Source organism: Natronoarchaeum sp. GCM10025703, assembly GCF_042661985.1.
Lineage (GTDB): Archaea > Halobacteriota > Halobacteria > Halobacteriales > Natronoarchaeaceae > Natranaeroarchaeum.
Window position 1 is genome coordinate 1,586,806 of sequence record NZ_JBHSZF010000001.1, and the last position, 23,650, is coordinate 1,610,455.

A 23,650-nucleotide genomic window follows, 5' to 3' on the forward strand; every position below is an offset into this window, starting at 1 on the left:
GTGTTATGCCTCAGATGCTCACTTAGGGTCGGAAATCGAACTTCGGCGAATCCTCCAGGGACGGGCCGTCGTCGCGCTCCCGGCCGCCCTCGAACTTGACGTAATTGAGGTAGAACGTTCGACCACAGCCCTCGTCGCTCGACGTCTCGTCCGGCCGGCCGATACAGACGAACTCGATGCCGTCCGCGTCCTCGTACTCGCCCGTCGTCGACGCGTACTCGTAGTCCGACAGCGGTTCTCGGGTCACCGACTTGTCGGCCATGTAGGCGTCCCGCTCTATCTCGACGACGGCGTCGCAGTAGGGACAGGTGTACGTTACGGATGCCACACGGAGAATACGGCGTCGACGAGTATCAGGGTTCCCCTGCCAGTCCGGTGGTGACGCCGGCCAGCCCAGATGGCAGACACAGTTTTATACTCCGGTACGAACAACTGGCAGGTCATGAGTGCCCTCGGCGTCTTCGATAGAATAATTCAGGTCCTCGTCGGCCTCGCCGTTCTCGTGCTGGTGCTGGGACTGGTCGTCGACGCCGGACTGCTGTTGCTCGGCGGCTTCCTCTTCATCGTCGCCGGCATCTTCTACGTCGGCGTCCGGATGCTGAAGATCAGAGCGGAGACGTCGCGGACCTGATCAGGCCTCGACCTCGTCGCCCTCGAACAGTTCCGGCCCAAGCCCTGCCAGTAGCGTTCCGATAGCTATCAACAGGGTTGCGACGGCGAGGACGAGCAACGGCAGGTCTACTCCCGCGGCGGTGACGATCAGCATGGCCCCTCCGAGAAGTATCAGGACGAGGCCGGCGATGGTCTCCGTTTGTTCGACGAGCGCCATACTGTACTTTTCGCCGGCCCGACTCATAAGCGTAGAGCCCTTCCCCCGCAAGGACTTTGACGAGGAGTGGTGATGAATGAGATATGATCGACGAGACTGTCGAAGAGATCGAAGATATGCAGACTCATAGCTCGTCTACCGTCGCGGTCAAGGCCGCAACAGCGCTCGAATCCATCACCGACCGGGAGGTCGCGACCACCGAGGAGTTCGAGCGCGACCTCGAGCGGAACGCTGGCGCACTGCGACGTGCGAATCCCTCTCACGCCACCCTCCAGAACGCGATGCTCGAAATCATCAACACGGTAAAGAGGGCCGATAAAACGACCGTCGAAGACGCCAAAGCCCTGGCTCGCTCGACGATTACCGACGTCGTCAAGGATATAGAACAGGCGAAGGGCCGTGCCGCCCGGAACGCTGCCACAGTACTCGAAGACGGCGCGACGGTGCTCACACATGACTACTCCACGACGGTTATCGAAGCCATCGAGAGGGCGGCCGAGGACGGTCGGGAACTGGACGTCTACACTACCGAGGCCCGCCCGCGGTTCCTCGGTCGCAGAACTGCCCGCAGGCTGCGTCTGTCGACGGCGTCGAGACGCATCTGGTCACCGACGGAGCGGCCGGCCACTACCTCCCAGAGTGTGACCGTGTACTCACCGGGATGACCTGCATCGTCGACGACAAACTCTACAACCGCATCGGCACCCTCCCGCTGGCTGCGACCGCCGAAACGGTCGGAACTCCCCTGTCGGTCGTCGGTGCGGAGTCGAAAATCGTCCCCGGCGGCTTCGTCTTCGAGAACGAGTATCGGGCAGCAAGCGAAGTGATGCGCGAACCCGCGGAAGGATTCACGGTCGAGAATCCCGGTTACGACGCCACCCCGCTCTCTCTGGTCGACAGTGTGGTGACTGACGAGGGGCACAAAGAGCTATAGACCGATCTCACGGTCCTCGAAGCCGACACACTCACTAAAACCTCTGATCGACGCCGTCGAGAGGCTACCAGTTCTCCACGGTGACCCAGGCGCCGCGTTCGTCACTGCGCTCGACCGCATCCAGCACCCGCTGGGCGGCGAGGCCGTCCTCGAAGTTGGGGTGGAACTCGCCCCCTCAGCCACGGCCGAGAGGAACTCGTAGTTCTCGTGGACGAACGTGTGCTCCCAGCCGATGACGTGGCCCGGCGGCCACCAGTGCTCGATGTAGGGATCCGACTCGTCGGTGACGAGAATCGTCTCGTAGCCCCGCGAATCCTCCCGCAGCACTTCGAGTTCGTTGAGGCGTTCGAGCGAGAACTTCAGGCTTCCGTTCGAGCCCTGAATCTCGATGGTGTGATCGTTCTTGTGCCCGTTCGCGAAGCGCGAGGCCTCGAAGGTGGCCATCGCGCCGTTCTCGAACTGGGCCTGGGCGGAGTACGCGTCGTCGACGGTAACCGGCCGCGTTTCGACGGCTTCGTCGTCCGGAGTCTCGCCGTCTTCGACCGGACGCTCGTCGACAAACGTCTGCAGTTGGCCCGAGACTCGTTCGATCTCTCCGGCCTGCTCGCCGACGAGAAAGTGCGCGAGATCGATCGTGTGGCTCCCGAGGTCGCCCAGGGCACCACTGCCGGCCATCTCCTCGTCGTTTCGCCACGACCACGGCGCGTCGGGGTCGACGAGCCAGTCCTGTAGATACCGGCCGCGGACGTGGTGGATCTCGCCGAGTTCGCCGTCGTCGATCAGGCCCTTTGCGTAGCGGAGTGCGGGGACGAAACGGTAGTTGAACGCGCTCCCGGCAGGGACGTCCGCCGCACGTGCCGCCGCGGCCATCTCCTCGGCGGCGTCGAGCGTTGGCGCCAGCGGCTTCTCACAGAACACGGGTGTGCCCGCCTCCAGCGCTGCTATCGACGGTTCTGCGTGGACGTGATTCGGCCCGAGATTGTAGAAGACGTCGACCTCGTCGACGACTGCTTCCCAGTCGGTCGACGTTCGGGCGAACCCCAACTGATCGGCGGCATCGGACAGCGCCGCCTCGTCGCGACCGACCAATACGTCTCGTTCGACTTCGGGCGCGTCCTCGAAGAACATCGGCAGTCGAGCGAGGGCGTTCGCGTGGGCCTGTCCCATGAACCGATAACCGAGTACGCCGACCTGTAGGGTCATGGGTTCACGTTCGTCGCGTTCGGTAATTAGTGGTTATGGTGGAGAGGCAAGCGCTTCGTCAAAAGAATACTGCGGCGCAGTCTATCGGGGCTTGCGCGCGGTGATTCGGTACTCGATGGCTCCGACGCCCGGCACGCGGAGCTTCCGGGTTCGGTCGCTGTCGGACCGGTGCGCGAGGTAACTACGAACGCTCAGAGCGGTGACGAGGGCCCCCACGAGTACGGCCATACTGATGAGCGGATAGCTCACGAACACGGCGATTGCGGCGACGAGGACGGCGAAAGCGGCCATCCCTCGAAACGTCGGTGGTTCGGTCGGTCGAGTCGACGGTCCACGTATTGGCTGCGGAGGTATTGACATATTGAATACATAGTGCTGGAGGCATATATATCTTTCAGAATATAGATAGTTATCGAGAACAGTTAGCATGGACCAATGAAGAATAGTGGTATAAAGGCCCTCTATTGGTGTGTAAGCAATACCATGTCAAACCGTATCAACAATTCGGAAATCTGAGGGTTGTTCCGTTCGTCGTTTTCTGAGAGACGCCAGAGGCGAGTGAGATCACTGGACGAGAGTCGTCAGCAGCGCCGCAAGTGTCGCTGTTACCGCCGTCCCGATGCCGATGCCAGCGAGCGCTCCGAACGAGAACGTCGCGCCGATGCCGCCGATATCGACGAGGACTGCTAGCAGGTAGATAACCATACTCGTGACAGTCGACCCGAACGCCGCCCCCAGACCGGCAGCAAGCAGTACCGCCTCACGTTCCGCGTGGAAAGTGAGACCCGTCAGTACACCCGTTCCGACTGCGACGAGCGGTAACAACAACACCGCGAACCCGAGCGCCGTCTGTGCCGCAAACGAGTTGATGCCGCTGACGCCCGAGAGTGCACCGACGAGAAACCCACTCAGTCCGAACCCGATACCAGCCACGAGGAAGAGTCCGGCCGAACGCCCGATATGCTGCTGCGTCGACGGACGTTTGAGCATTGCTTCGAGCCGACGTATCCGGCTATCTATAGTTTTTCTGTCTCCTGCCCCGCCGTCCATGTCCGGTCTATCTACCGCCATTACGACAGAGTCTCTCGATTCCCACCTGATAAGCACGGCGTTATATCAGAGCTTTGGAACATATATGGATGGCATCTGTGACCAAGATATTGTATCTATAATTAACCAGTAGCTAACTATAACCTACCTGCAACAGTAGTAGCGAAATACGATGCTACTGGGCAGTCACGCCCAGAACGCCTCGTCAGGATGCGAATCGAAAACGGCCCGATCCAGCATCTCGACGGCTTTCTCCAGTCCCTCGAGAGAGGAGGTCAGTGAGTCCTCGTGTTCGATCGAGAGGGCGCCGTCGTAGCCGACCATCCGGAGCGTGGAGACGACATCTTTCCAGTGGAGTTCGTCGTGGCCGTAGCCGATCGATCGGAAGAGCCACGAGCGGTTCGCCTCGTCCGTGTACGGTGTCGTGTCGAGAACGCCCTTCTCGCGCGCCTGCTCCTCGTAAACGCGCGTGTCCTTGGCGTGGAAGTGGTGGATCGCATCCTCGTCACCGAGCAGGCGGATTGCATCGGTGATCTCGATCCCTTGCCAGTAGAGATGCGAGGGATCGAAGTTCGCACCGATCCGTTCGTTGGTCGCCTCGCGCAGGCGGAGCAGTCCGTGCGGTTCGTAGACAAGCATATTCGGGTGCATCTCGATGGCGACGTCGACACCGTGGCTCTCGGCGTGCTCTGCGATACCGCTCCAGTAGGGGATTCCGACCTCCTCCCACTGGTACTCGTGCGCCTCGGCGTGCTCGCTGGGCCATGGCGCAGTGATCCAGTTCGGCGTCTCGTCGTTGGGACTGCCTGCCGGGAGGCCGAGAAACACGTCACTGTGTTCACGTCCAGTTGCCCCGCGAGTTCGATCGCCTCGCGGAGTTCGGTGTCGGCCTCGGCGGCGCGCTCCTCGTCCGGGTGAATCGGATTGTTATGCGTTGCCAGCGCGCTGATACGCATATCGTGTTCGTCGAGGAGTGCGGTGAGATCCGCCTGTGCGTCCTCGTCGTCGAGATAGGCCCGGCGGTCGAGATGCTCGTCGCCGGGATAGCCGCCGACGCCGGGTTCGACCGCGTCGACGCCGATATCGTCGAGGTATGCGAGCGCTTCCGCGAAGGATCTGTCGTACAGCGGTGGGCTATGTACGCCGATATCCATGCGTAGTACGTCTATGGTTGACAAGAAAAAGCTTCGGAGACCCTCAGTGCTCAGTTAGCCGGCAGGTCGGCTTCAGTTCGTCGTCGATTTCGACCGCACGTCCCGACGCGCTCGAGCGGTAGATAGCGTCGATGACGCGCTGGACCGTCAGCGCCTCCTCAACCGTGTTCATTCCCGACGGTTCGCCGGCGGCGACGGCTTCCAGGAACGCCACCTGTTCCTCGCTGTGAGGATTGTGCTCCTGTGTGTCGACATCCGTCGTCTTCAGGTTGTGTGCGCCCTGCTGATCGGCGTCGTACAGCGTCAGATCGCCGCTCGACTTGTCGAACCGCGCACCGCCCTCCGTCCCGCGGACGAAGAACTCCTGATTCGGCGGGCGGTTCGTCGCCCATGCGACTTCGAGCGATATCGTCTTCCCGTCCGCACACCGGATCAGCGCAGTCGCCGAATCGTCAACATCGAACTGTTCGGGGCCCTGATCCTCGCCCCACATTGTCACGTAGGAGTACTCGTCGTCGGTGCCGAATTCGCTCCGCGTTTCACCGCTGACCTCGACGACCTCAGGGTAATCGAGACAGTACAGGGCGAGGTCGAGCGCGTGAACGCCGATATCGATGAGCGATCCCCCACCGGAGACTGCCTTGTCGGTGAACCACGATCCGCGGCCGGGGATTCCACGTCGTCGGATATAGTTCGCTTCGATGTGGGTGACATCGCCGAACGTCCCTGATTCCTGTTCCTCCTTTATGATCTGCGCCTGGTGGTGGAACCGGGTGTGGAACCCGACCATACAGAACCCTTCGGCGTTGCTGGCCGCTGTAGCGATCCGCTCGGCGCTTTCGAGCGAGTGAGCAAGCGGCTTCTCCAAGAGGACGTCGAGTCCCGCGTCGAGTGCTTCGACGGCGTACTGCTCGTGGAACCTGTTCGGCGTCGTAACGATGACAGCGTCGACTTGCTCGAACAACTCGGACGCCTCTTCGTATGTCGGCACGCCGAACTCGTCAGTGAACGTTTCCCTGGCGTCCGCGCTGATGTCGACACCCCCGACGATAGTCGCGCCCGTCTCGACGAGCATGTTCGCGTGGTGATGGGCGATGTTCCTGCCCCACGATTCCGACGCGCACGTCGTTTGGATCCATGCATCTACATCGGTTAGTGACCTGTTTAACTCTTTCAGATCCGGGTAACGCTCGATTTCTGCCCTACCGATGCTACGCCTCGTGGAGAGTGCAGTGCTCGCCCCGCGGTCGAGCGCAGATCCGACCAGTCGGTCGGTCTCCGTGACCATACTTTTACCAGTAGCGCACGAAACGGGCCAGTATGGACCAGTTCGACAAATTCGTCTCGTCGACGACGTTGCGGGAGGAAAACGACTCGATCAAGCTGTACCAGAACACAGTCGCGCTGGCCTGTCCCGCCTGCGACGAGCCGTTCGACGACATGGTCGTGTGCAAAGGCGAGTTCACCAGCCTCAACCAGACGATGCCGCTCGACCTCTGTGCGACGGTGCACGACGGCACGCCGGTGCTTTTCACCCACAAACCCTGACTACTGATCCGACCCGGTCCACCGCTGCCAGAAGGTTTCGAACTCCGCGTCCTCTTCGGTGAGCCGCTGCCACTCGGCGAGTCCCCGCTCTTCTCGGGTGCCCGGAATAGTGTTGTCGAGCACGAGCGCGGCCAGACCGCCGACCGCCATCCCCGTCGAACCGATCACGAATACCGTGTCGGCGATCACTCGCTCGCTGAGCACCGGGCCGAGTACGGCGACGCCGTCCATCACCGCACGGAACTCCGCTGCACCGCCGACGTTGGCCATGTACTCGGGGATCGACAGTCCGACGAACAGCGCGAAGCCGATCACGAAGACGTTTCGCGAGGAGTCCAGATCGACGTGTTTCAGGTTCGAGATACCGACGGCAACGATCTGAGCGAACATGGCGATAAAGAGACCACCGATGATCGGATCGGGAATGGTCGCTATCAGTTGCCCGAAGTAGCCGATGAAGCCGACGAAGAGCATGATCAGTGCTCCAACCTGCACGACGTACCGGGAGGCGACGCCAGTCAGTCCAATCGCGCCAATGTTCTCGGAGTACGACGTCGACCCGCTCGTTCCCATGATCCCCGAGAAGACGTTCATCAGTCCCTCCATCCCGATGCCGTGGTTGATCCGTTTCGCGCTCGGGGCCGCCGAACCGGTGATGTTCGCGACGGCGTAGTAGTCGCCGAGGCTCTCGACCATCGACGCAAGCACGCCTGCAAACATTCCGATAATGAACGCGCCCGTGATCTCCGGCATCCCCCACTGGAAGGGGTAGATCGGCAGTATCATGGTCGTATCAGTGACTTGCCCGAGCGGGACGTATCCCGGATGACCCGACCCCAGCGTCCCCGTAACCGAGAGTCCCGCGGCGACGAGCCACGAAATGCCGAGCGCCAAGATGACCGGATAGAGTCGGAACGCACGCCGTTTGACGTCCAGATACTGCGAGAACAGGACGATCAGACCGAGCGTCAGGCCGAGTAGCCACCAGCTCTGGTCTGTCGTCGTGATCTGAGGTGCGCCGAACAGCGAAAGGCCGATCAGCGCGATTGTCGGTGCGATGACGACCGGCGAGAGGAACCGTCGGAGTTTGCCGACCAGGCCGAAGTAGCCCATTGCGACCTGTACCGTCGCGGCGACGATAATCGCACCCTGTAACTGGACCAGAGCGTCCTGCCAGTTATTGGCTGGATCGGACGTGACGACCAGCACGATTGCCAGTGCCGGCGCGAGCATCGAGAAGGGCGCACCCTGAACGATCGGGTAGCGGTTCCCGAAAGTCGTCTGGGCGAGCGTGGCGATCCCGGAGACGACGAAGAACGTCCCGACGAACTGTGCGGTGATGTCGTCCGGCATCCCCATCGCGCTGGCCAGAATCAGCGGCACCGCGATGTTCGCACCGACCATCGTCAGATAGTGTTGCACGCCGAGCACGGCCGATTCGCCGGCCGGCGGTTTCTCATCAATACCGTATTCGATCGCATCGCTGGGGTCGATCCCGTCTTCCCCAGCAGAAGGTTCCTCCGCCATTTTGTTGTCGTCGGTCATAATTCGGAGGGAGGTAAAAGGGGTGTTGATCCGTCGTCGCGGGCGGAGGTATCGTTAAACCCCTGGCCCGTCGATACTGTGATACCGATGTACACGAAGGTGAACTACGAGGAGGTCGACCCGGTCGGGGAGGCGATGCATCTGCTCCGCGAACCCCTCGATACCGAACAGGTCGGCGTGACTGTCGCGCGCTGTCCGCCGGGGTGGAAGTCCGTCCCGCACGAACATACCGACAACGATCACGAGGAAGTGTACGTGCTGATCGAGGGCGAGGCCGAGGTGATCGTCGACGACGAACGAGTCGAGATGGCTGAAGGCGACGCCATCCATATCCCACCGGAATCGACCAGGCAGATCCAGAACGGCGATGTCGAGAGCGCGTTCGTCCTCGTCAGCGGGCCGGAAGGTCTGGAGAGCGAGGGTGTCGAATCCGAGTGGATCATCGACGGATTCAGCGGCTAACCCACAGTTCTTTGCGATCCCCGTACGAGCTAGCAGCCATGACCCAGATCCTCCCGGACGAGACAGCACGGTTCGTCAGCGCCGCGGGGCCACAGCCGGACGACGTGCTGGTGGAGATGCACGAGTACGCCCGCGAACACGGCTTTCCACACGTCGGCCCGGAGGTCGGCGGCTGGCTTCAACTGCTGGCGCGGATGGTCGACGCCGAGCGGGTGTTCGAGTTCGGATCGGGCTACGGCTACTCGGCGTACTGGTTCGCCCGCGCACTCGACGAGGACGCTGAGATCGTTCTGACCGAGTTCGACGCCGACGAACTCGACATGGCGCGGGAGTATATGAAACGCGGCGGCTTCGACCCGCTTGCAACCTACGAACACGGCGACGCTATCGAGATCATCGAGGGGTACGACGGCCCCTTCGACGTGGTGCTGGTCGACGTCCGGAAGGACCAGTATCCCGCGGCGTTCGAGGCGATACGAGAGAAAGTCGCACCCGGTGGCGTCATCGTCGCCGACAACGCGATGACTGCCGGAACGATAGAGTTCGAAAAGCTACTGGCGATCCAGGAAGGCGAGGACGTCACCGACCTCAGTGAGGCGACGCGCGGTATCGCGGAGTATCTCCGGGCCACACAGGACGCCGCGGAGTTCACGACTGCGGTGATGCCGGTGGGTGAGGGCATCGCCGTGAGCTATCGCTCGGCGTAGCCGTCAACGCCGACCACGACCCGGATGCCCTCCGCGTACTCATCGTCGATCCACGTCGACCAGCCATGGACACGGGCGAGCGCCCGGACGTTCGGCAGTGCGACTCCTGCTTCCGCGGTAGGGACCGCCGAGCCGTACTCGAAGTACTCGTCGAGCTGGGCGACTGCCGGCGGTTCCCCGTTACCGCTCATCGCTATCTCGCCGTTCGCCAGCGAGACGACGACGCTGTCAGCACCGTTCCGGTCGAAGAACTCGTACGCGCTCCGGCACAGCGCCCGAAGTCTCGCTTCGTCGGCCTCCACCTGAAGATCACCTTCGATAGTGAGCAAGAGCCCATCCGCTTCGACCTCGTCTCTGGCCGTCTTTGCCGCGTCGCCGACATCGACCTGGCTGGTCTCCCGAACCGTCTGCCCGTGTTTCGCCAGGATCGAGAGGTCGTTGACGATCCCGGTCATCGTGTTCGCAGAGCCGGACGCGGCTCTGAGCGACTCGTTTGCGGTTCCGATCTGATTGTCGGTGATCGCGTCGCCGGCCAGCGAGACGTGGCCTTCGATGATCGTTAGCTTGTTCCGTAGTTCGTGGGTGAGCGCCTCGGCGAAATCGTGCAGTTGGTTGTTCTGTCGTTTTAGCTCTCGGCGTCGCTTCTCGGTCTCGGTGATGTCCGTGAACATCAGTAGCTTGCCGATCCGCGTCGCCCCGATTTCAAGGACGTCGTCGACGCGAGATAGTAATTCATCGATCCATCCGTCTCGCGTTCGAGCGTCTTCTGTTCCATCGTATCGCCCTCGCTGATCTCCGGGAGGACCGTCTGTATAGACTCGCCGATGGCGTCGTTCAGCTCTGGCAACAGTGCGGCTGCACGGTAGTTAAAATCTCGAATTCGGTCGTCGTCGTCCAGGAAGACTGTCGCTTCGTCGACGTCGTCGGTCAACTGGATCGCCATGAACCGGTCCTGATGAACGAACAGGACGCCGATAGCGAAGACGGCGACGCCGAGCGGCGAGTAGATCATCCCGAGCAGCAGATCGCTCTGATAGCCGACGAGGTCGAACACGACCGGAAGCCCGGTGAGGGCGGCCAGCCCAGTAAGCGGCCTCGTGTCGTACTCCGACTCCGCGAACATCTCCAGTAGCATAAACAGGCCGATTGCGGCGAGCATGTAGGAGACGGCGGTCGTCACCCAGTGGAACGGCTGATGGACGACATTCAGATGAACGAACGGCTCCGTCGCGGCCTCCATGGTGAAATACTGGCCGTGAATCGGGTTCGTGACTTTCACACCAACGACAGCAGATAGACGCCAACTGCGAGTTGACGCAGTTGTCGGTTTTGATGATAGGTCCGACCGGTGTACGCCGAGCAGAAGTACAGCCACCAGCCGACGGTTGCGAAGCCGACAGTTAGACCAAGAACGTAGATGATGTTGGTAAGTTCGTCCGTGGGTAACACGAAATAGCCGACGTAGGACAGCGACCAACAACCGGAGGTCGTGAGCAGCCCCATGAGGCCGATTCGGGTATCCCTATCGGTCACTTTGCGGGCCCGTAGCAGGGCGAGAAAACAAAGGATCGCCGCGGCAGCGAACCCGCCGAAGTGGAGTGAAAATATCATGGATAGATATGGTTGACGACTCGTCCATTGCTTTCTTATCGGATAAATCCCTTCTTTACTCGGATGGATTCTGGGAGTCTCGGTCCTGGGAATCGAGCGTATCGTCTCCGCGATTGGGAACGTCGACCTCACACCTCTCACGCGGCGGGGAACGTACGACTTAACCGGCTCCTCGGCCTTTCATTAGCCAATGACAGCAGCGATCCAGACGCAGGATCTTCTCAAAGAGTACGGCGATCTGCGAGCGTTAGACGAACTCTCGCTCCGTGTCGAGGAGGGCGAGTTCTTTGGCCTTCTCGGCCCAAACGGGGCGGGCAAGACGACGTTTATCAACATCCTCGTCGGCCTCGCACGCAAATCGGGTGGTGATGCACACGTCTTCGGCCACGACGTCGTCGAGGAGTATCAGGACGCTCGGAACGCAATCGGGCTTGCACCCCAGGAGTTCAACGTCGATCGGTTCTTCCCGATCCGGGAGGTGTTGATGCACAAAGCCGGCTATCACGGGATCCCGGAGGACGAAGCGGAGCGTCGCGCCGAGTATGCGCTCGAACGGGTGGGAATCGCCCACAAGGGCGACGAGCGGTTCGACTGGCTTTCGGGCGGAATGAAACGTCGGTTCCTGCTGGCGCGTGCGCTGGTCACCGATCCCGACCTCCTGATCCTCGACGAACCGACTGCGGGCGTCGACGTCCAGTTACGTCACGACATCTGGGAGGTCATCCAGCAACTGAACGACGAGGGGACGACCGTCCTGCTCACGACCCACTACATCGAGGAGGCCGAACGGCTCTGTGACCGCGTCGCCATCGTCAACGAGGGATCCGTCCTCGACGTCGCGACGCCGGGCGACCTGATGGACCGCGGTACGGACACCATCTACGTCACGGTTCGGGCGGACGTCAGCACACCACAGGCCGCGACTACGGCTGTCGCCGGTGCGGCCAGTGAGACGACTGGCGCTCGGACGGCAACGGACGGTATCGGCATTGACGGCCAGGACCGACTCACCGCTCTCGACGGCGTGGAGACGGTCAGCGTCGAGGATGGCCGGCTAGCGATCCGCGCGGACGACGGCGGCGCGCGGGCCCCGGGCGTCCTGAACGTGCTCGAAGAGCTGGGCCACGAGATTACCGACATCGAAATCTCGCGAACCTCGCTCGAAGAAGTGTTCGTCGAGATGACGAACGAGGAGCGCTCCGACCGCGAGGGGATCGAAGCATGATGGGGATCACGATGGGGCTTCCGACGGGCGTCCGAACGCTCCTCAAACGCGAAATCCAGCGCTACGTCCGGCGTCCGACGAACACGTTTATGCCGCCGCTGATCACCAACATCCTCTACTTCTCTGTGTTCGGGATCATCCTCGGCGGGCGGATCGATCAGATTCAGGGCTTCGATTACATCGTGTTCATCATTCCGGGCCTCGTCGTGCTCGGGACGATATCGAACGCCTTCGAGAACGCTTCCTTTTCTATCTTCCACGGGCGGTGGAACGAGTACATTCACGAGACGCTTACCTCGCCGCTCTCGTACTCACAGATGGTCGGCGCATACGTCGCGGCGAGCGCGTTGCGAGGGCTGCTCGTCGGTGCCCTCATCGCCGTCATCGGCGTCCTCTTCACGGTCATCAGCAGTGACTTCGCCACAATCGGCGTCGAGCAGCCGATCTATCTGCTTGCGTTTATGCTCATCATCTCCGTGCTGTTCGCTGCCTTCGGCGTCATCGGGGGCCTCCTTTCGGAGGATTTCGACCACCTGACCGTAATGAACCAGTTTATCGTCCGCCCGCTGGTGTTTTTCGGCGCGGTGTTTTACTCGCTAGAGACGCTCTCGCCGCTCTGGCAGACGGTCTCGCTGCTGAATCCAATGGTCTACATGGTCGACGGCGTCCGTTTCGGCTTCCTCGGCTACTCGGACGTCGAGCCACGGATCTCGATTGCCGTCCTCGGCGGACTGACGATAGCCGTCCTGCTGGTCGATATCGTGCTGTTCCGGGAGGGCTACGGACTGACAGACTGATCACCGTCGGCGCGGCCCCGCAGACCTGACGTGTGGTTTCGCCGCGAGCGCCTCGTAGGGCTTGTCGTCGAGCCAATCGAGCAATGCCACCAACTGCTCGACTGCGGCATCGAACATCACTTCACCTTTCTCCGCAGTCGCGTCGCGCTGATCGCCGAGGACGCCGTTTTCGGTGTTGTCGATGGCGTCGTAGAAGGTGCGTGCGCCGTGGTGTCGTAACTCCTGTTCGTCCATTCTGGTAGCACCGCCCTGCGCCGCGTCGTCGATGCGCTCCTCCCGGACGAGGTCGGGGGCGATGTGCTGGATCATCGCTGTTTCCTTGGGCCCGCCGTGTGGCCCGTTGTGCTCGAAGAGGTCGTCGACCAGGTCGGGGATGCTCTCGTTCCACATCCACTCGATGGCGTAGGCGGTATCGTCTTCGCGGAGTCTGCGGCCGACCTCGCGGAGGTGGTTGATGTTGCCGCCGTGAGCGTTGACGTAGACGATTCGGTCGATTCCGTGCTCGGTGAGGCTCCGGGAGAGGCTCTCGACGTAGTCCCGGAACGCGGGCGGATCGACCGACATCGTTCCGTGGAACTGGCGATGATGCGAGGAGACGCCGACGGTGATCGGCGGGGTGCAGAGATACCCGGTACGCTCCGTCGCCTTGCGTGCCAGCGCCTCCGCGATCATGTGGTCGGTGCCCTCGGGGAGATGCGGGCCGTGCTGTTCGGTCGAGCCGAGCGGGACGACAGCCAGAGAGTCCTCTCTGCAGTAGGCTTCGATCTCCGGCCAACTGTGTTCGGCGAGTTGCATACTCGTACCAGAGGCGAGACGTACAAAGGAACTCCGACAGTCGTGAGTGGACCTCTCGTCCTACGTCGCGGGTATCTCAAAACGCATTAGAACGGGTCGGTCCGTAGTACCCCTATGACCGCACCCCTCGTACTGGATATTGACGGGACGCTAACCCGAGCAGACGGCGAACCGGGGATTGATCCCCGCGTGTTCGAGCCATTGCGGGCCTGGCCCGAACCGGTCGTCGTCGCGACCGGCAAGGCGTTCCCGTTTCCGGTTGCACTCTGCCAGTTTCTCGGCATCGAAGAGCGTGTAATCGCGGAGAACGGCGGGATCGTCTACGCGGACGAGGCGTTGGCCGTAAACGGTGACCGGGAAGCAGCCGACGCGGTGGCCGAGGCGTTCCGCGAGCACGGCCACGACCTTGGCTGGGACGGCCCGGACCTGGTGAACCGCTGGCGCGAGACCGAGATCGCCGCGCGGCTAACAGTTCCCGAAGAGGTCCTGCGCGAGGTCGCCGCCGAGACGGGGCTGGAAGTCGTCGATACGGGCTATGCGTTCCACGTCAAGGACGCCTCGATCAGCAAGGGCGACGGCCTCGAGAGCATCGCCACACTGCTCGATCGACAGCCGTCTGACTTCGTCGCGATCGGCGATTCGGAAAACGACGTCTCGACGTTCGGCGTCGCGGGCGAGAGCTACGCCGTCGCGAACGCCGACGCCGCCGCGCGCGAGGCCGCGGATCACGTAACTGACGGCGTCCACGCCGCCGGCACGATAGAACTCCTCGACGAACTTCGGTGACGATCCGGTTAGCGCGGTGGTGATCCGACGGCGGTGTCGACTGCCCCGTAGGTCGCGATAAGACTCTCTCTGAGCACCGGCGCGCCGTCGTAGAGCCAGAGGATTGCTGTGAACGCAAGTACCCCGCTCTGGACCAGCAGGTACGTCGGTGGGTCACTCGCCGTCAACGTGGCCCAGTACTCGACGAAGTACGTCAGCGTGAGATCGACCAACCCGTCGGTGCCCCCGTTCCGGCAGGCTCCGCAAACGGCCAGAACAGCACCTCGAACCGTTCGGTTCCGCGCAGGTAGTGAGGGACGGAATCGCCCAGCGGATGGAGGAGATAGCCGACGCCGAACGCCAGTCCGACCCGTGGTCGACCGATCCGGTGCGCCACGATGCCCACGAGGATGGCGAACGGGATGCCGACGAAGACCGAGTGTCCGAGTGCATAGCCGGTGTCGAACATGCCGTACTGGTAGGCAAGCGGCTTATCGATCAGATCCGGCAGCACCGACGCGAAGACGACGGTGAGAGCGGCGAGCGCGCCCGGCGACTCACGATAGTACGCGTGACTGAACAGCGAATAGACCAGATATGCGACGGCAGCGTGTTCCCATGGCCACATCGGTATCGTCTGGGCGTCCGATACGATTAGTTATGTTCCGGCTTTGCACCGAAACTCGGAGTAGGATGCGCTTTCGGGAGTGCATTGATACCGACTGTCGTACCCCACTCACGCGACACGAAGGGAAGGGTTTTCGGCAAGCAGTCTCCAAGCCCAGTGTAATGGGGCTTGAAGAGGAAATCGAAGAACTCCGCGAGGAGATTACGAGTACGCCCTACAACAAGTCGACCGAACAGCATATCGGTCGGCTCAAATCCAAGCTCGCGGAAAAGAAGGAGAAACTGGAGGTCCGTCAGCAGTCCTCGGGTGGGGGCGGTGGCTATCACGTCGAAAAACACGGCGACGCGACGGTCGCCCTCGTGGGCTTCCCGAGCGTCGGCAAGTCCACGCTCGTGAACGCGCTGACCAACGCCGACAGCGAAGTCGGCTCCTACGAGTTCACGACGCTCGACGTCAACCCGGGCATGCTGGAGCTCAACGGTGCGAACATCCAACTGCTCGACGTGCCGGGGCTGATCGAGGGCGCGGCCAGCGGTCGCGGTGGTGGCCAGGAGGTGCTTTCGGTCGTGCGCGCCGCCGACCTCATCGTGTTCATGCTTTCTGCGTTCGAGATAGAGCAGTACGACCGTCTCTGCGAGGAGCTCTACCACAACAAGATTCGGGTCGATGAAGAGCCTCCCCGCATCTCGATCCGACGGAAAGGAAAAGGGGGCTGAGAGTCACCTCCAGCGTCGAACAGGATCTGGACGAGCAGACGATCAAGGAGGTACTGCGAAGCCACGAGTTCATCAACGCCGACATCACGCTCAACGAGAAAGTCGACATCGACCGATTGATCGACGGAATCCAAGACAACCGCGTCTATCTGCCGTCTATCGTGACGGTCAACAAGACCGATCTGATCGATCCGAGCTATATCGACACGGTCAAAAACGACCTCCGTGATCACGACCTCGATCCCGAGGAAGTCATCTTCATTAGCGCCGAAAAAGACAAGGGACTCGACTCGTTCAAAGAACGGATCTGGGAGGAACTGGGCCTGATACGGATCTACATGGACAAACCCGGTCGCGGCATCGACTACGAGGAACCGCTCATGGTCGATCAGGGAAGCACGGTCGAGGACGCGACAAAAAAGCTCGGTGGTGAGCTCCAGAAACGGTTCCGCTTCGCCCGCGTCTCCGGCGAGAGCGCGAAACACGACGGCCAGCAGGTCGGCCTCGACCACGAACTCGCCGACGAGGACGTCCTCCGACTTATCACGCGGAAGTGAGCGTCGGATGGATCTCCGACCTCCGGTCAGGCGTCTCGTCGCTGTTCTACTGCTCGGCGTTGCACCGTGGGTAGTCGTGCGCTTTCCGGGCCAGTTCGATATGGTGTTCTCGTGGGGCTGGATCAACAGCTACAACTGGAACGTCGTTACCATGTGGAAGTACCTGTTCGAGTACACGCTCGGCCTGCGCTCCCTCCCACGGCACCTGCAGGCGTGGCCGGTCGCGACAGTGCTGTACCTCTGTGCGCTCACCAGCGCGTCGAGCGGGGCAGTAATGGCGACCGAGGATCGGCGCGTCACGGCGGGACTACTGGTGCTCGCCGCGCTCTCGATACTCAGATACACGGTCGGCTTCAACAATCCGAGGGCGACCGTGGTTCCGCTCTTCATTCCGGCAGTGCTTGTCGTCTGCTGGTGGTTCTACGCGGACGTACTGACGCCGGAGCAGCTAGTCAGTAGAGACAGAGAACAGCAGTAGCTACTACCTTCGAGTCCGGTACGAAAAGAACCGCGTCCGACCGCAAAAACCGCTCCACGGAGACTACCCGTTCTCAGGCGAACTGCTCCTGACCGTCGGCTTCGAGTAGCTCCTTGTAGCGGTTGCGGATCGTCACTTCCGAGATGTCGGTGACCTCGCTAACCTCCGACTGGGTGACCGATTCGTTGCAGAGCAGCGGTGCCGCGTAGACGGCGGCGGCCGCGAGGCCGACGGGACTCTTGCCGCTGTGGATGCTCTGCTCTTTGGCGTTCTGTAGCAGTTCGCGAGCGCGGTGCTCGGCTTCGTCCGAGATGCCGAGTTCGCTGGCGAACCGGCCGACGTACTGCTCGGGGTCGGCAGGCTGGATCTCGAGGTTGAGTTCGCGCACGATGTAGCGGTAGGTGCGTTTGAACTCCATCTCGTCGATCCGGCTGACGACGGCGACCTCGTCGATGCTGCGTGGCGTGCCGGTCTGGCGTGCTGCGGCGTATAGCGCGGCCGTGGCGACGCCTTCGATCGAACGCCCTGGCAGGAGGTCCTCGTCGAGTGCGCGACGGTAGATGACGCTGGCCGTCTCGCGGACGTCCTCCGGGAGGCCGAGTGCGCTGGCCATCCGGTCGATCTCGCCGAGCGCCTGCTTGAGGTTGCGCTCTTTGCTGTCACGGGTGCGGAACCGCTCGTTCCAGGTGCGGAGCCGCTGCATCTTCTCGCGCTGGTTCGAGCTCAGCTGGTTGCCGTAGGCATCCTTGTTCTGCCAGCCGATGTTCGTCGAGAGGCCGTCGTCGTGCATCATCTTCGTCGTCGGTGCGCCGACGCGCGACTTCTGGTCCTTCTCGGCCGAATCGAACGCGCGCCACTCCGGGCCGCGGTCGATGCTGTCTTCCTCGATGACGAGTCCGCACTCTTCACAGACCATCTCGCCGTGCTCTTCGTCACTCAGGACGTCACCGCCACACTCGGGACAGATATCCTCCGTCTCGCTCGCTTTCTCGGTCGGTCGCTCAGTCTCCTCTGTCGTTACGCTCGTATCTTCGTTGTATTGTACTCGTGTATCAGTCATGGTTGTCTCCGTGGATTGCGGTTGGAGGGCCGGGGCTGCCGGTCGGGAGTATCCCTAAGAAATACCGGGAATCCGTTCTCCTATCTATACGTACGGGGGAAAGCCTTATAAATGTTACGAACATAACGTTAGTGCAGTATATATAATTATCCCTCACACTCGCCCGGACTCCAGCGTCCCCGATTCACCGCCACACGATTCGGTCACCTCCCCTGTTCCGTGTTAGACGGTATTGTCATTTCCTTACAATCTCGTATGTTGCCGTTCCGCTCTCACTCACTGCTCTCCGGATCGGGGGACGTTCGCGTCCGTCTGGTCAGGGCTTGGGTCGTCGTACTCTGGGTCTGACGGGGCTATCTCGGACGCATCGGCGTCCGCCAGGACCGCCGTCACCGCGTCGACGACACTCTCCGGTCCAGTCGTCCGAACATCCTGGTCCTCGAGTTCCTCCGACCTCGGTTCCTCGCTGGGTTCGGCCTGGACGATCACAAGCGGTTCGGCATCTTCCAGAACGTTCCGGACGACTGTAGGGTCGACGCCGTGCTCACCAGTGACGAGGACGGCCGCACTGGCCGTGCGCGCACGCTCCGTCGCGGTCTGTAGCTCTTCGGCGCTCGGGGTCGAGAGGGGCGGCGTCACGACGGTTTCGCTCCCGAGACTGCGGGCGGCCGAGACGGCCGTATCGCCGGCTGGCACCGGTCCGAGCGATAGATCGAAGCCAGCCCCGTCGAGGGCCGCGATTACCCGTGAGGCGTCGGTCCCGCTCCCGAGAACGTGCACACGCCGGCCTCTCGGCGGGTCCCGGTCCTCGAGCGCTCGTACCGACGCCGTGCCGGTCACTGGCTCCGTTCCGACGACCGACCGCACGTCGAACGTCGTGGAGATAGTCGACTCCGTCAGGACGGACTCCGGCGAACCGGTTGCAACGACCTCGCCCTCAGAGAGCAGGACCAGCGAGTCACAGTAGCGTGCCGCCAGGTCGAGGTCGTGGATGGCGGCGACCGCGGCGGTGCCGTCGTCGACCAGCGAGCGGACCAGTTGTAGCGTCTCTATCTGATGGTTCACGTCGAGGCTGGCTGTCGGTTCGTCGAGCAACAGCGCCGGCGTCTCCTGTGCGATAGCCCGCGCGAGGAGCACTCGCTGGCGCTCGCCGCCGCTGATCGCGTCGATAGAGCGCTCGGCGAACTGTTCTGTTGCAGTCCGTTCCAGCGCCGCCTCGACCGCCGCATGATCCGCCTCGGTCGTCGCCTCGAACCGGCCCCGGTGGGCAGTCCGCCCCATCCCGACGATCTGGCGGACGTCGAAGGAAAACGAGATCGAGGTGTCCTGTGGGACGACCGCGACGCGCTGGCTCGCCGCCTTCGAGGAGAGCGCATGGACGTCGTCGCCGTCGACGCGGACCTCCCCGAGTCGGGCGTGAGCGCGCCGCTGATCGTTCGGAGCAGGGTCGTCTTCCCCGACCCGTTCGGGCCGACGAGACCGACCAGTTGTCCCGATTCCGCCCGTGCAGAGACCTCGGAGAGCACCGGCACGTCCTCGAACGACACCGACACCTCCTCGACCTCGATGCTGCCACGGGTCACAGTCCATGCACCTCCCGACGGAGCAACAGGAAGAGGAAGAAAGGTGCACCGATGGCGGCGGTCACGATGCCGACCGGTAACTCGGCCGCGCCGGATCGCGCGAGAGTGTCGGCGGCGACCAGAAACGCCGCGCCGGCAACCGCGCTCGTCGGTAGCAAGATCCGGTGATCCGGCCCGACGAGCAGGCGCATGATGTGGGGGACGACCAGTCCGACGAAGCCGATGACCCCCGAGACTGCAACTGCGGCCGCAGTGATCAGACTCGACACGGCGAGCAGGATCCGTTTGGTGCGCTCGACTTCGATTCCGAGGTGGTGGGCGTCTTCCTCGCCGAGCAAGAGGACGTTCAGATCGCGCGTGTAGACTGCCAACAGGGCGAACCCGACGAGGGCGACCGGGAGCGCGAAGACGACGTGATCCCACGTGCTGTAGTGGAGATGGCCCATCAACCAGTAGACGGCCTCCTCAAGACTGTCACCGGCCTGGAGGAGCAGGTACGAGATAACCGCCCCCAGAAACGTCTGGACGGCGACCCCGGCTAGCAGGAGCGTGGCGACCGGCGTCCGGCCGCCCTCGGTCGCCATGGCGTAGACGCCGAAGGCAGTGACCAGCGCGCCGACGAACGCGGCAAGCCTGAGATCCACTACTGCGAGGCCGGGAATCGTGATAGTCGCGACGGCCCCGACTGCCGCGCCCGACGAGACGCCGATGATCGACGGATCGGCGAGCGGATTCCGGAAAAAGCCCTGCATCACGGTGCCCGCACTCGCGAGCGCGAACCCGACGATTGCCCCCAGCAGGATCCGCGGCAATCGGATGTTGACCACGATCGTTCGGGTCGTATCGGCGACGTCGAGTCCGAACAGCGGCCGATACTCCACCGTGGGGGCCGGGTACGGCACCGACCCGAACGGCCCGATCGTCACGCTCCCGGCGTCGACCGTCGCACCCACCGGCACGACGAGTTCGTCGAGAACTGCACGCACGACATCGAGTGCGGCGATTTCGACCGGCCCGATGGTCGCGCTGACGACGACAGTACCGAACAGAAGGGCCACCAGCCCTGCCGTCCACGCGAGGGTCCGCGTCAGTCGAGGGGCGTTCGCAACCGTCTGCTCCGCTGGCGAGGAGTCGCCGGACTCACCAGCCGAGTCGGTTGCTGTGCCCACGTTGTATGCAACTGCGCTTTCATTAGACAAATATTTATTGATTACTCTGCATCGTTCATTTGATGACACGAACTGGACTGCGGTTGTTCGTTGCACTGCTGGTCGTTATGGCCGGTGTTGCCGGCGGTATCGCCCCCGGCGTGGCAACGGCGGAATCGACGGCACAGGACGCCCAATGCGAGTTCCCCGCCACCTTCGAGGACGCCGGTGGAGCGGAGGTAACGCTCGCTGAAGAACCGGAAGAAGTCGTGACGCTGAATCCGTCGGCCGCCCAGACGATGTGGGAGATCGGCGCTGAGAACAAAGTGACTGGCGTCTCGCAGTACGCCAGCTACCTCGACGGTGCCGAGAACCGCACCGCTATCTCGGCCGAAGACGGGTTCACGTCCGTCGAGACCGTGATCGATCTCGATCCCGACCTCGTGCTCGCACCGAACACGATTCCGCCGGAAACGGTCGAACAGCTCCGGTCCGAAGGGGATCTGACGGTGTATCAGTTCGAGTCGGCCTCGTCGATCGACGACGTCCGAGACAAGACCCGCCTGATCGGCCAGCTAGTCGGCGAGTGCGAGGGTGCCGAGGAGACGGTCTCGTGGATGGACGAGGAGCTTTCGGCGGTCGAGGACCGGATCGAGGGCGAGCAGCCGGCAGTCTACTTCGAGTTCTTCGAGACGACGCCCGGCCAGAACACGTTCCAGAACGACGTTCTCACGACTGCGGGCGGACAGAACGTCGCCGCTGAAGCCGGGATCGACGGCTGGGGACAGATGTCACAGGAACAACTCGTCGAGCAGAACCCCGAGTGGCTCGTCGTGACCGAGGGCTATCCACTGCCGGAGGGGAGGGCATCGAGTCCAGCACCGCAATGGAGGAGGACAACATCGTCAATGTGACCGAAGAACACATCCAGCAGCCAGCACCGCGCGTCGTCTACGCCGTGAGCGCGATCAACGAGGCGCTCTACCCAGAGACTGAAAACGGCGAGTCGGCTGACGACGAAAGTACCGATGAGGAGAGCACTGATGACGAAACCGCAGACGAGACGAACGCCGACGAGGAGTCGACCGACGACGAAACGAATGACGGCGGCGCGAACGACGACGAAGCCACGGATCCGGTCCCTGGCTTCGGGATCGCTGCCGCCCTCGCCGCCCTGCTGACCGTTGTTGCGCTCCGACGCCGATAACGCCGTTCGAGAAAACGACCTTTTTAGGTGCCGACCGCACACTGTCGAGTATGGTCGAGAACGTCATCTGGCCCGCCTATCTCGATGCCGAGCTATCGCGCTCGCAGGGACGGCGCGTCCCGCAGGAGCTAGCGGTCGAAGAACCCACCGTCGACGAGATTGCACAGGCCGTCCAGCAGGTCGGCTACGATGCCAAGATAGAACGCGACGTGGCGTATCCCCGGAACCACTACACGCCACGGGGCCGCGTACTGGTAAAGGACAGCGAGGACTCGAAAAACGACGTCGTCCAGGCCGTCGCGGCGTACGTCTCGACGATGCGGGACTGATGCAGCGGCTTGGCACTGTCGACCGGACGGCACAGGGCCTTGCGATCGCCCGTGTGTCCGGCGATTACGACCCTGCAATCGGCAACATGGTCATCGACGAGTCTCTCGAAACGATCGGACGGGTCGTCGACGTGTTCGGGCCCGTCGAAACGCCCTACGTGGCTGTCACCACCGACGACGACGTGAACCTCGCGACACTGCTCGGCGAGAAGCTATACGTCAAGTCCTAGTCGGCCTTTCCTTCCATCTCGACGACCAGACAGTCACACTGGTCGGCTTCGGGGTCGAAACAGTCCGGACACTCCGGGCGGCGGTCGATGATCGTATCGAGTCGTTCCGCAACCGTGTCGTCGATGACGCTCTCCAGCGCTCGCGCTTCCTCACGGTAGTTTTTCACTTCGAGTACGTTCGCGAGGAACCGCTCGATGATACAGTACGTCTGGATCGCATCGCGGGCGCGGCCGATCCCTTCGTCCGTCAGGCGCGCGCCCTTGTACTTCTCGTGGTCGGCTGCCCCCGGTCCTCTAGCTTCCCGACCATCTCGTTGACGCTTGCCGGGCTAACGTCGAGCATCTCCGCTAGCTGGCCGGTAGATGCCGGGCCCTCGTCGATCATCTGTGCGAGATAGATCGCTTTTAGGTACTGGTCAGCGGTGTTCATGCGAAATCACCCTGCAGATCGCCCCGAGCTAGAAACGACGCAGTCGTTTCGGTGTTCATTCGTGGTCCTCCATAATTCGCGTCACTTCTTCTACACCCTCCTCTTCCTCCGAACGGATCTCCCGGAGGGTCGCCAGCACGCGCTCGCGCTCGATGCTGTACTCCGTCTGACTACACTCGATAGCCTCGATCAGGTCGTCGTAGAACTTGTAGGCGGTTTCCTCGTTACAGAGCTGGTCGTACAGGACGTCATCGAACTTATCGTCGGCCTCGTAGGTCGCCTCGACGAGCGTTTCGATCTGTTCGAAGGGGACGGTCTCGGCGTCTAGATCCGCGATCAATCCCTCCAGACGGTCCCGGTGCCGGGCGGATTCTTCCGCGGCCGATTCCATGTACTGCTCGATCTTCGTCTCCCCAGCGACCGTTTCGACGTGTTTCGAGGCTCTGGCTTCGACGACTTCTTCGAGAACGATCCCGATCTGGAGCATCCGTGCAAGTTGGTGGTCCGTTCCCAGCGATTCGCCGACGCTCACCGTACTGCCACCTCTCGGGGGTCGATGCGGACTGTCATAATCAGTCGTCCGGGAGCGGGACCCTTAAGCGGTTCCCTCCGGGCCGGTTCGGGCACGCTTGCGAGCGCGTGAGCAGTCCGGCCACAAC

General features: G+C 62.3%; 27 protein-coding genes and 7 pseudogenes. 14 read left to right on the forward strand and 20 right to left on the reverse strand.

Annotated elements, in window-relative coordinates:
• Window positions 1-22: 22 nt before the first annotated feature.
• On the reverse strand, window positions 23-328 hold the full coding sequence (locus ACFQH2_RS08895) for a hypothetical protein (RefSeq protein WP_377052839.1): 306 nt from the start codon (window positions 326-328) through the stop codon (window positions 23-25).
• A gap of 114 nt (window positions 329-442) precedes the next feature.
• On the opposite strand from ACFQH2_RS08895, the gene ACFQH2_RS08900 reads away from it, so the two are divergent.
• On the forward strand, window positions 443-631 hold the full coding sequence (locus ACFQH2_RS08900) for a hypothetical protein (protein ID WP_377052841.1): 189 nt from the start codon (window positions 443-445) through the stop codon (window positions 629-631).
• Here ACFQH2_RS08900 and ACFQH2_RS08905 read toward each other — a convergent pair whose 3' ends face one another.
• Window positions 632-829 carry a hypothetical protein gene (locus tag ACFQH2_RS08905; protein ID WP_377052843.1) on the reverse strand — a complete coding sequence of 66 codons (198 nt, stop codon included), beginning with the start codon at window positions 827-829 and terminating at the stop codon, window positions 632-634.
• Between the two features lie 83 nt (window positions 830-912).
• Here ACFQH2_RS08905 and ACFQH2_RS08910 point away from each other — a divergent pair.
• Window positions 913-1,763 (forward strand): annotated as a pseudogene (locus tag ACFQH2_RS08910) (translation initiation factor eIF-2B).
• A 64-nt stretch (window positions 1,764-1,827) separates the two neighbouring features.
• Here ACFQH2_RS08910 and ACFQH2_RS08915 read toward each other — a convergent pair.
• The 5 genes and pseudogenes from ACFQH2_RS08915 to ACFQH2_RS08935 all read right to left on the reverse strand — a co-directional run bounded on the left by ACFQH2_RS08915 (window position 1,828) and on the right by ACFQH2_RS08935 (window position 6,309).
• Window positions 1,828-2,966: pseudogene (locus ACFQH2_RS08915) on the reverse strand (Gfo/Idh/MocA family protein).
• 81 nt (window positions 2,967-3,047) lie between these two features.
• Window positions 3,048-3,326: a hypothetical protein gene (locus ACFQH2_RS08920; protein WP_377052849.1), complete on the reverse strand. Its 279-nt coding sequence runs from the start codon at window positions 3,324-3,326 to the stop codon at window positions 3,048-3,050.
• 204 nt (window positions 3,327-3,530) lie between these two features.
• Window positions 3,531-3,956, reverse strand: a complete 426-nt coding sequence (locus ACFQH2_RS08925) for a hypothetical protein (protein WP_377052851.1) — start codon at window positions 3,954-3,956, stop codon at window positions 3,531-3,533.
• Window positions 3,957-4,202: 246 nt separating this feature from the next.
• Window positions 4,203-5,170 (reverse strand): annotated as a pseudogene (locus ACFQH2_RS08930) (sugar phosphate isomerase/epimerase family protein).
• A gap of 43 nt (window positions 5,171-5,213) precedes the next feature.
• Window positions 5,214-6,309: pseudogene (locus tag ACFQH2_RS08935) on the reverse strand (Gfo/Idh/MocA family protein).
• 181 nt (window positions 6,310-6,490) lie between these two features.
• On the opposite strand from ACFQH2_RS08935, the gene ACFQH2_RS08940 reads away from it, so the two are divergent.
• A complete protein-coding gene (locus ACFQH2_RS08940) occupies window positions 6,491-6,718 on the forward strand; it encodes a DUF7385 family protein (protein ID WP_377052855.1) in 228 nt (75 codons plus the stop codon).
• On the opposite strand, the gene ACFQH2_RS08945 is transcribed toward ACFQH2_RS08940, so the two are convergent.
• Complete coding sequence (locus ACFQH2_RS08945) at window positions 6,719-8,263, reverse strand: uracil-xanthine permease family protein (protein WP_377052857.1); 1,545 nt, start codon at window positions 8,261-8,263, stop codon at window positions 6,719-6,721.
• A gap of 87 nt (window positions 8,264-8,350) precedes the next feature.
• On the opposite strand from ACFQH2_RS08945, the gene ACFQH2_RS08950 reads away from it, so the two are divergent.
• Window positions 8,351-8,725: a cupin domain-containing protein gene (locus tag ACFQH2_RS08950; protein ID WP_377052859.1), complete on the forward strand. Its 375-nt coding sequence runs from the start codon at window positions 8,351-8,353 to the stop codon at window positions 8,723-8,725.
• Between the two features lie 38 nt (window positions 8,726-8,763).
• The gene (locus tag ACFQH2_RS08955) at window positions 8,764-9,432 is read left to right on the forward strand and encodes an O-methyltransferase (protein WP_377052861.1); all 669 of its coding nucleotides are present in this window, start codon (window positions 8,764-8,766) and stop codon (window positions 9,430-9,432) included.
• On the opposite strand, the gene ACFQH2_RS08960 is transcribed toward ACFQH2_RS08955, so the two are convergent.
• Genes ACFQH2_RS08960 through ACFQH2_RS08970 form a run of 3 tightly spaced genes read right to left on the reverse strand, consistent with a single transcriptional unit; the run spans window position 9,417 to window position 11,043 of the window.
• Entirely contained in the window at window positions 9,417-10,103 is a 687-nt protein-coding gene (locus ACFQH2_RS08960) for a sensor histidine kinase (RefSeq protein ID WP_377076645.1), read from the reverse strand. The two genes, ACFQH2_RS08955 and ACFQH2_RS08960, sit on opposite strands and share 16 nt — an antisense overlap.
• Window positions 10,103-10,711 (reverse strand): hypothetical protein, encoded by a 609-nt coding sequence (locus ACFQH2_RS08965; protein ID WP_377076646.1) that lies wholly within the window; start codon window positions 10,709-10,711, stop codon window positions 10,103-10,105. Before ACFQH2_RS08965 ends, ACFQH2_RS08960 begins: the two co-directional genes overlap by 1 nt.
• Window positions 10,708-11,043, reverse strand: a complete 336-nt coding sequence (locus ACFQH2_RS08970; RefSeq protein ID WP_377076647.1) for a hypothetical protein — start codon at window positions 11,041-11,043, stop codon at window positions 10,708-10,710. Before ACFQH2_RS08970 ends, ACFQH2_RS08965 begins: the two co-directional genes overlap by 4 nt.
• Window positions 11,044-11,233: 190 nt before the next feature.
• On the opposite strand from ACFQH2_RS08970, the gene ACFQH2_RS08975 reads away from it, so the two are divergent.
• Window positions 11,234-12,268: an ABC transporter ATP-binding protein gene (locus ACFQH2_RS08975; protein ID WP_377052865.1), complete on the forward strand. Its 1,035-nt coding sequence runs from the start codon at window positions 11,234-11,236 to the stop codon at window positions 12,266-12,268.
• On the forward strand, window positions 12,268-13,065 hold the full coding sequence (locus ACFQH2_RS08980) for an ABC transporter permease (protein WP_377057054.1): 798 nt from the start codon (window positions 12,268-12,270) through the stop codon (window positions 13,063-13,065). Before ACFQH2_RS08975 ends, ACFQH2_RS08980 begins: the two co-directional genes overlap by 1 nt.
• Here the strand turns inward: ACFQH2_RS08980 and ACFQH2_RS08985 are convergent, their stop codons facing one another.
• Complete coding sequence (locus tag ACFQH2_RS08985) at window positions 13,066-13,860, reverse strand: creatininase family protein (protein ID WP_377076648.1); 795 nt, start codon at window positions 13,858-13,860, stop codon at window positions 13,066-13,068.
• Window positions 13,861-13,974: 114 nt separating this feature from the next.
• Here ACFQH2_RS08985 and ACFQH2_RS08990 point away from each other — a divergent pair, with 114 nt between their 5' ends.
• Complete coding sequence (locus ACFQH2_RS08990) at window positions 13,975-14,646, forward strand: HAD-IIB family hydrolase (protein ID WP_377052869.1); 672 nt, start codon at window positions 13,975-13,977, stop codon at window positions 14,644-14,646.
• An 8-nt stretch (window positions 14,647-14,654) separates the two neighbouring features.
• On the opposite strand, the gene ACFQH2_RS08995 is transcribed toward ACFQH2_RS08990, so the two are convergent.
• Window positions 14,655-14,858 (reverse strand): hypothetical protein, encoded by a 204-nt coding sequence (locus ACFQH2_RS08995; protein WP_377076649.1) that lies wholly within the window; start codon window positions 14,856-14,858, stop codon window positions 14,655-14,657.
• The gene (locus ACFQH2_RS09000) at window positions 14,840-15,253 is read right to left on the reverse strand and encodes a metal-dependent hydrolase (RefSeq protein WP_377076650.1); all 414 of its coding nucleotides are present in this window, start codon (window positions 15,251-15,253) and stop codon (window positions 14,840-14,842) included. Before ACFQH2_RS09000 ends, ACFQH2_RS08995 begins: the two co-directional genes overlap by 19 nt.
• Before the next feature lie 161 nt (window positions 15,254-15,414).
• Between ACFQH2_RS09000 and ACFQH2_RS09005 the strand changes: the two are divergent.
• Both ACFQH2_RS09005 and ACFQH2_RS09010 read left to right on the forward strand, forming a co-directional pair.
• A pseudogene (locus tag ACFQH2_RS09005) lies at window positions 15,415-16,526 on the forward strand (OBG GTPase family GTP-binding protein).
• Window positions 16,527-16,533: 7 nt separating this feature from the next.
• Window positions 16,534-17,004, forward strand: a complete 471-nt coding sequence (locus tag ACFQH2_RS09010) for a TIGR04206 family protein (protein ID WP_377052875.1) — start codon at window positions 16,534-16,536, stop codon at window positions 17,002-17,004.
• Window positions 17,005-17,077: 73 nt separating this feature from the next.
• Here ACFQH2_RS09010 and ACFQH2_RS09015 read toward each other — a convergent pair whose 3' ends face one another.
• From ACFQH2_RS09015 to btuC, 4 genes and pseudogenes are all read right to left on the reverse strand, one after another.
• On the reverse strand, window positions 17,078-18,064 hold the full coding sequence (locus ACFQH2_RS09015) for a transcription initiation factor IIB (RefSeq protein ID WP_377052877.1): 987 nt from the start codon (window positions 18,062-18,064) through the stop codon (window positions 17,078-17,080).
• Between the two features lie 276 nt (window positions 18,065-18,340).
• Window positions 18,341-19,345 (reverse strand): ATP-binding cassette domain-containing protein, encoded by a 1,005-nt coding sequence (locus tag ACFQH2_RS09020; protein ID WP_377076651.1) that lies wholly within the window; start codon window positions 19,343-19,345, stop codon window positions 18,341-18,343.
• Between the two features lie 89 nt (window positions 19,346-19,434).
• Window positions 19,435-19,647: pseudogene (locus ACFQH2_RS09025) on the reverse strand (ATP-binding cassette domain-containing protein); the annotation flags it as partial.
• Window positions 19,644-20,738: a vitamin B12 ABC transporter permease BtuC gene (gene btuC / locus ACFQH2_RS09030; protein ID WP_377057056.1), complete on the reverse strand. Its 1,095-nt coding sequence runs from the start codon at window positions 20,736-20,738 to the stop codon at window positions 19,644-19,646. The pseudogene ACFQH2_RS09025 and the gene btuC, both read right to left, overlap by 4 nt.
• A gap of 140 nt (window positions 20,739-20,878) precedes the next feature.
• Here btuC and ACFQH2_RS09035 point away from each other — a divergent pair, with 140 nt between their 5' ends.
• From ACFQH2_RS09035 to ACFQH2_RS09050, 4 genes are read left to right on the forward strand one after another with little or no spacing between them, the layout of a single operon-like run.
• Window positions 20,879-21,709: an ABC transporter substrate-binding protein gene (locus tag ACFQH2_RS09035; RefSeq protein ID WP_377076652.1), complete on the forward strand. Its 831-nt coding sequence runs from the start codon at window positions 20,879-20,881 to the stop codon at window positions 21,707-21,709.
• On the forward strand, window positions 21,682-22,002 hold the full coding sequence (locus tag ACFQH2_RS09040) for a PGF-CTERM sorting domain-containing protein (RefSeq protein ID WP_377076653.1): 321 nt from the start codon (window positions 21,682-21,684) through the stop codon (window positions 22,000-22,002). Before ACFQH2_RS09035 ends, ACFQH2_RS09040 begins: the two co-directional genes overlap by 28 nt.
• Window positions 22,003-22,052: 50 nt before the next feature.
• Complete coding sequence (gene srp19 / locus ACFQH2_RS09045) at window positions 22,053-22,331, forward strand: signal recognition particle subunit SRP19 (protein WP_377052883.1); 279 nt, start codon at window positions 22,053-22,055, stop codon at window positions 22,329-22,331.
• Window positions 22,331-22,561 (forward strand): H/ACA ribonucleoprotein complex subunit GAR1, encoded by a 231-nt coding sequence (locus ACFQH2_RS09050; protein ID WP_377052885.1) that lies wholly within the window; start codon window positions 22,331-22,333, stop codon window positions 22,559-22,561. The genes srp19 and ACFQH2_RS09050 overlap by 1 nt, the downstream gene beginning before the upstream one ends.
• Here the strand turns inward: ACFQH2_RS09050 and ACFQH2_RS09055 are convergent.
• Together ACFQH2_RS09055 and ACFQH2_RS09060 are read right to left on the reverse strand one after the other, a co-directional pair.
• Window positions 22,558-22,991: pseudogene (locus ACFQH2_RS09055) on the reverse strand (metal-dependent transcriptional regulator). The gene ACFQH2_RS09050 and the pseudogene ACFQH2_RS09055 sit on opposite strands and share 4 nt — an antisense overlap.
• 55 nt (window positions 22,992-23,046) lie before the next feature.
• Entirely contained in the window at window positions 23,047-23,523 is a 477-nt protein-coding gene (locus ACFQH2_RS09060; protein ID WP_377052889.1) for a ferritin-like domain-containing protein, read from the reverse strand.
• Window positions 23,524-23,650 lie beyond the last annotated feature (127 nt).

What these genes read in the sequence shown, in the direction of transcription:
- ACFQH2_RS08960 (WP_377076645.1), bottom strand. Translation starts at nt 10,103, where the DNA reads ATGTTCACGGACATCACCGAGACCGAGAAGCGACGCCGAGAGCTAAAA.
- ACFQH2_RS08985 (WP_377076648.1), bottom strand. Translation starts at nt 13,860, where the DNA reads ATGCAACTCGCCGAACACAGTTGGCCGGAGATCGAAGCCTACTGCAGA.
- ACFQH2_RS08920 (WP_377052849.1), bottom strand. Translation starts at nt 3,326, where the DNA reads ATGTCAATACCTCCGCAGCCAATACGTGGACCGTCGACTCGACCGACC.
- ACFQH2_RS08940 (WP_377052855.1), top strand. Translation starts at nt 6,491, where the DNA reads ATGGACCAGTTCGACAAATTCGTCTCGTCGACGACGTTGCGGGAGGAA.
- srp19 (WP_377052883.1), top strand. Translation starts at nt 22,053, where the DNA reads ATGGTCGAGAACGTCATCTGGCCCGCCTATCTCGATGCCGAGCTATCG.
- ACFQH2_RS09010 (WP_377052875.1), top strand. Translation starts at nt 16,534, where the DNA reads ATGGATCTCCGACCTCCGGTCAGGCGTCTCGTCGCTGTTCTACTGCTC.
- ACFQH2_RS08990 (WP_377052869.1), top strand. Translation starts at nt 13,975, where the DNA reads ATGACCGCACCCCTCGTACTGGATATTGACGGGACGCTAACCCGAGCA.
- ACFQH2_RS09050 (WP_377052885.1), top strand. Translation starts at nt 22,331, where the DNA reads ATGCAGCGGCTTGGCACTGTCGACCGGACGGCACAGGGCCTTGCGATC.
- ACFQH2_RS08980 (WP_377057054.1), top strand. Translation starts at nt 12,268, where the DNA reads ATGGGGATCACGATGGGGCTTCCGACGGGCGTCCGAACGCTCCTCAAA.
- ACFQH2_RS08900 (WP_377052841.1), top strand. Translation starts at nt 443, where the DNA reads ATGAGTGCCCTCGGCGTCTTCGATAGAATAATTCAGGTCCTCGTCGGC.
- ACFQH2_RS09020 (WP_377076651.1), bottom strand. Translation starts at nt 19,345, where the DNA reads ATGGGGCGGACTGCCCACCGGGGCCGGTTCGAGGCGACGACCGAGGCG.
- ACFQH2_RS09000 (WP_377076650.1), bottom strand. Translation starts at nt 15,253, where the DNA reads ATGTGGCCATGGGAACACGCTGCCGTCGCATATCTGGTCTATTCGCTG.
- ACFQH2_RS08950 (WP_377052859.1), top strand. Translation starts at nt 8,351, where the DNA reads ATGTACACGAAGGTGAACTACGAGGAGGTCGACCCGGTCGGGGAGGCG.
- ACFQH2_RS08955 (WP_377052861.1), top strand. Translation starts at nt 8,764, where the DNA reads ATGACCCAGATCCTCCCGGACGAGACAGCACGGTTCGTCAGCGCCGCG.
- ACFQH2_RS09035 (WP_377076652.1), top strand. Translation starts at nt 20,879, where the DNA reads ATGACACGAACTGGACTGCGGTTGTTCGTTGCACTGCTGGTCGTTATG.
- ACFQH2_RS09040 (WP_377076653.1), top strand. Translation starts at nt 21,682, where the DNA reads ATGGAGGAGGACAACATCGTCAATGTGACCGAAGAACACATCCAGCAG.
- ACFQH2_RS08905 (WP_377052843.1), bottom strand. Translation starts at nt 829, where the DNA reads ATGGCGCTCGTCGAACAAACGGAGACCATCGCCGGCCTCGTCCTGATA.
- ACFQH2_RS08925 (WP_377052851.1), bottom strand. Translation starts at nt 3,956, where the DNA reads ATGCTCAAACGTCCGTCGACGCAGCAGCATATCGGGCGTTCGGCCGGA.
- ACFQH2_RS09015 (WP_377052877.1), bottom strand. Translation starts at nt 18,064, where the DNA reads ATGACTGATACACGAGTACAATACAACGAAGATACGAGCGTAACGACA.
- ACFQH2_RS08945 (WP_377052857.1), bottom strand. Translation starts at nt 8,263, where the DNA reads ATGACCGACGACAACAAAATGGCGGAGGAACCTTCTGCTGGGGAAGAC.
- ACFQH2_RS08970 (WP_377076647.1), bottom strand. Translation starts at nt 11,043, where the DNA reads ATGATATTTTCACTCCACTTCGGCGGGTTCGCTGCCGCGGCGATCCTT.
- ACFQH2_RS08975 (WP_377052865.1), top strand. Translation starts at nt 11,234, where the DNA reads ATGACAGCAGCGATCCAGACGCAGGATCTTCTCAAAGAGTACGGCGAT.